The following is a 4428-nucleotide window of genomic DNA, read 5'->3' as shown; positions in this document are numbered from 1 at the left end:
GCGCCGGGCCGACGAAGGCCAGGCGCCAGGCCGCGCGCGGCCGCAGCGGGGGGAAGGCGGGGTCTGTCATGCGGAGGGTTCCTGCTGGCCGGCCTGGGAACGGGCGGCACCGGGGGACGCGCGCAGGCCCGCGCGCGGCGCGACGGCCGGCACGGTGCGACGGATCGGGCAGAGAATGGATGGCCGCGCGCGCGGGGTGGCGCTCGGGCTCGGGCGCAACGTCACCCGTCAGCCCCGCGCCAGCCTGGCCGGGGCTATGGACGACCCGCTGTGGCGGAGACGCGCCGCCATCCGACACCTCCTCCCCTGGGGGCGTGCCCGGATGGCCAGTCTATGGCAGGCTGCGCCGCCGCGTCACCTGCCTGAAATGGTGTTGCGGGGCAGGCGTGCGGTGCAGCAACCGGAGTGCCGCTACACCCGCATCGGCATCAGCACGTACAGCGCCTCCGGCTTCGCGCTGTCCGTGACGATGGTGGGGGCGGAGCCGTCGGCGAAGCGGAACTCCACCTGCTCGACGATCTGGTCGGTGATGTCGTTCAGGTAGCGCGCCTGGAAGCCGATCTCGATCGGGCTCGACTCGTAGCTGACCACGTCGCCGTCCAGCTCCTCCTGCGCCTGGCCCAGCTCCGCGCTCGCGGCGGACAGCAGCAGGTGGTTGCGGTCCACCGACAGCTTCACCGGGCGCGACCGCTCGCTGCTGATGCCGGCCACGCGGCCGACCGCCTCGGCGAAGTCCTTCTTCGAGACCTTCAGCACCTTGTCGTTGCCGCGCGGGATGACGCGCTCGTATTCCGGGAAGGTGCCGTCGATCAGCTTGGAGGTCAGCTGCACCGGCCCCAGCGTGAAACGGATCTTGGTGTCGGAGAGCGCGACGGCGATCTCGTCCTGCACCTCCTCGGCCAGCTTGCGCAGCTCGTTCACGGTCTTGCGCGGGATGATGACGCCCGGCATCCCGGCGGCCCCGTCCGGCAATGGCTCCTCCACGCGGGCCAGGCGGTGGCCGTCGGTCGCGACGGCGCGCAGCACCTTGGCGCCGCCCGCCTCCGCGGCGTGGAAGTAGATGCCGTTCAGGTAGTAGCGCGTCTCCTCCGTGCTGATCGCGAAGCGGGTGCGGTCGATCAGCTCGCGCAGCTGGCCGGCGGGCAGGGCGAATTTGTGCGGCAGCTTGCCCTCCGTCATGGAGGGGAAGTCGTCCACCGGCAGCACCGCCAGCTTCGCGTCGAAGCGCGCCGCCCGCAGCGTCAGCTGCGCGTCGCCGCCGGGGTGATCCAGCTCGATCTTCGCCGTCTCCGGCAGCTTGCGGACGATCTCGTAGAGCGTCGCGGCCGGCGCGGTGGTGCGGCCCTGGCGCGTCACGGTGACGCCCGGCACCTCCTCCACCACCGCGATCTCCATGTCGGTCGCCGTCAGCCTGAGGCCGCCCTCGCGCGCCTCGAGCAGGACATTGGCCAGGATGGGGATGGTGTTGCGCCGTTCCACCACGCTCTGCACGTGTGCGAGCGCCTTCAGCAGAACGGCCCTGTCCACCGAGAACTTCATGGCACCCGACTTCCCGACGCTTGCGGCACCCGGGGCCACGGGGCGCATCGCCCTGCCGCCTGCCGGGGCGCCGCGATTGGCCCCCACCCCCGCCCTACGGCGGGGTCGGGCACCTTACCAGCCGATGGATGCAAGTTGAAGGCGGGTGGCCCGGCAGGCGACGGGTCGGGCGGCAGGGCCCGGCCCGTCGCCTGCCTCGGTCAGGCCGTCATGTAGAAACTCTCCTTCGGCCCCTGCCCCTGGGCGAGATCCGCCATGCTGGCGTAGTGGTTGGTCGCCACGGTCTGCGGCGGGTCCGGGGAGACCAGGGCATAGAAGCCGGTCGGCGCCGGCTGGCCGAGCCCACCGGTGGGCAGCGACACCTGGTTCATCGGCGCGGGCTGCGCCTGCTGCACCAGTGGCTTCTTCGCCATCAGGCTGCGCGGCAGCGCGATCTTCGCCACCGAGACCGGCGGATAGTTGTCCCAGGTGTGCCAATCCGCCTTCTTCGTGTCGCGCGGCTGGTACCCGGTCGTCATCCGGTAGTACTGTCCGTTCAGCAGGAAGTCGCACTCGTCATGCGCCCGCCAGACGCTGTCCTTCACCAGGACATGGTCGATCACGAAGATGACGTTCTTCGTCGCGATCGACAGGTTCTTGACCGAGGTGATGCCCTTGGCGGCCAGGGTTCCCACCAGGCCGCCGCTCTGGTCCTTCGCCGCGGACAATGTCTTGCACGCCAGCAGCTGGCGCGCGCAATGGAGCTGCACATGGCCGAGGACCAGGCCGTTGCTGTGCTGCACGTAGTCGAAGCTGATCACGTCCGTCTCTCCTCCGCAGCCGCATCGTTGCGGCGACGGAGGGGAAACTGCCCGTGCAGGCGGCCCGACCCGTGTTCCCGGGGGAACAGGCCGACGCCCCGGGGCGCTACAGCGGCGGCATCGGCTCCGCCGTCTCCATGCGCATCCGCAGCTTCGCGATGGCGTTCCAGCCCCGCTCGTATTGCGGCGGGCTCTGCACCGCGTCCGGCCGGCCGAGCGCCGCGGCGGCGCGGATCGGCCAGTAGGGATCGCGCAGCACCGCGCGCGCCAGCAGCACGAGGTCCGCCTTGCCCTCCGCGACGATCGCCTGCGCCTGCTCCGGCTCGGTGATCATCCCGACGGCGGCGACGGCGACGCCGGCGCCCTCCCGCACGGCCTGGGCGCCGGGCACCTGGTAGCCAGGGCCGATCGGGATCTTCTGCCGCGACGGGTCGATGCCGCCGGAGGACACGTCCAGCAGGTCGATCCCCGCCGCCTTGGCCCGCCGCGCGAGCTCCACCGTCTCCTCCGTCGTCCAGCCGCCCTCCGCCCAGTCAGTGTGGGAGACGCGGAGCGACAGCGGCATGTCCTCCGGCACCGCTTCCCGCACGGCGCGGATCACCGCCAGCGTCAGCCGCGTGCGGCCCTCGAAGTCGCCGCCCCAGCGGTCGTTGCGGCGGTTCGACAGCGGCGAGAGGAACTGGTGCAGCAGGTAGCCATGCGCGCCGTGCAGCTCGATCAGCCGGTAGCCGGCGGCCACGGCGCGGCGCGCGCAGGCCGCGAAAGCCTCGGGCAGCGCCAGGATCTCCGCCTCCGTCATGGCGCGCGGCGCGGCGAAGTCGCCCATCGGGATGGCGGAGGCGGAGACCGTCTCCCAGGACGGATCGGCCGGCCCGTCCAGCCATTGCGCCAGGCGGCTGCCCTTGCGCCCGGCATGGCCGATCTGGATGGCCGGCACCGACCCGGCCCGTGCGATGGCCTGCGCCAGCCGCACATGGCCGGGCAGCTGCGCATCCTCCCACAGGCCAAGGTCGCCCGGCGTGATCCGGCCATCCGCCGTCACCGCCGTCGCTTCCGCCATCACCATCCCCGCGCCCCCGATCGCGCGCTGCAGCAGATGCGCCAGGTGCCAGTCGGTCGGCTTCCCGTCGCCGTCGCAGCAATACATGCACATCGGCGACACGCCGATGCGGTTGGCCAGCGTCACGCCGCGCAGGGTCAGGGGGTCGAACAGGTGGGTCATTCAGCGATCTCCGACGTCGCCGCGGATGTCGCGACGGGCAGTGCCTCAGGTGTCGCGGGCGTGGCGCCCGGTGTCCAGGGCGGCAGCCGCCCCAGCCGGCTTTCCATCACGACCACGAAGCGCGGCGACCCCGGCGGCGCGGGCAGCACGCGCCCGACCGTGTCGGCGGGAAAGCGGGTGAGCGTCACCGCATCCAGCACGTTGCCGCCCACCGCCTCGACCAGGCCGGGCGCGCCGCGCACCACGATGTCGCAATGCATCGGCCGCGCCCGGCCATTGTCCGCCGCACGGTGCGTCCAGTGCAGCAGCGGGCTCGGGCTGCGGTCCGCGCAGAGCAGGTCGCCCGGCCGCGGCGCATACTCCTCGGGCGCGTGGGGCAGGAAGGGCGCGGTCTCGGAGTAGAGCTGCGCGTCGGCGATCAGCCGGTCGAGGTAGAAGGCGTGGGTGGCGCTCGGCGGGAACTCCCGCGCATCGACCCCGGCCGAGACGAACACCCAGGAGACGAAGGCCGCGGACCAGGCGAAGTCGCCCCATAGCGGCCCGCGCGGGGGCCGTTCGCCGGCCATCATCGCCTCGTAGCGCCGCCGGTTCCGCGCGACGGCGCCGTAATCCGTGGGCACCGCGCGCCAATAGGCCAGCACGCGCGGGAAATTCGCGGGGTCGGATTCGGGGCTCTCGTCCGGCGGCGGCGCGAAGGCCTCGCGCTCCAGCCCGCCCCAGTCCTGCCATTCGGCGAGCGCGATGCGCACCACGCGCTCGGCCGCCGCGGGCGGATAGGTCATGGGCGGCGGCAGCGGCGCGGCGCAGGCCGCGACGAGGCAGGCCGGCAGCAGTGGCAGCAGCCGCCTCACGCCGGCGCGGTGGCCG

General features: G+C 72.8%; 4 protein-coding genes. All 4 read right to left on the bottom strand.

Annotated features, from left to right (window positions below; translation table 11 throughout):
- Window positions 1-411: 411 nt before the first annotated feature.
- Complete coding sequence (gene dnaN, locus OZN99_RS26250) at window positions 412-1539, bottom strand: DNA polymerase III subunit beta (RefSeq protein ID WP_270938185.1); 1128 nt, start codon at window positions 1537-1539, stop codon at window positions 412-414.
- A 200-nt stretch (window positions 1540-1739) separates the two neighbouring features.
- Entirely contained in the window at window positions 1740-2339 is a 600-nt protein-coding gene (locus OZN99_RS26245) for a hypothetical protein (RefSeq protein ID WP_270938184.1), read from the bottom strand.
- Window positions 2340-2445: 106 nt separating this feature from the next.
- Window positions 2446-3561, bottom strand: coding sequence for an NADH:flavin oxidoreductase/NADH oxidase (locus OZN99_RS26240; protein ID WP_270938183.1), 1116 nt, complete (start codon window positions 3559-3561; stop codon window positions 2446-2448).
- The coding region (locus OZN99_RS26235; protein ID WP_333779775.1) for a DUF2272 domain-containing protein at window positions 3558-4428 on the bottom strand (871 nt) is incomplete at its 5' end. The genes OZN99_RS26235 and OZN99_RS26240, both read right to left, overlap by 4 nt.

Origin of the sequence: Falsiroseomonas oryzae, assembly GCF_027856955.1 — a bacterium.
Classification (GTDB): Bacteria; Pseudomonadota; Alphaproteobacteria; order Acetobacterales; family Acetobacteraceae; genus Falsiroseomonas; species Falsiroseomonas oryzae.
Note: the sequence above shows the minus strand (reverse complement) of the source record. Positions and strands in the feature narration are given on the sequence as shown.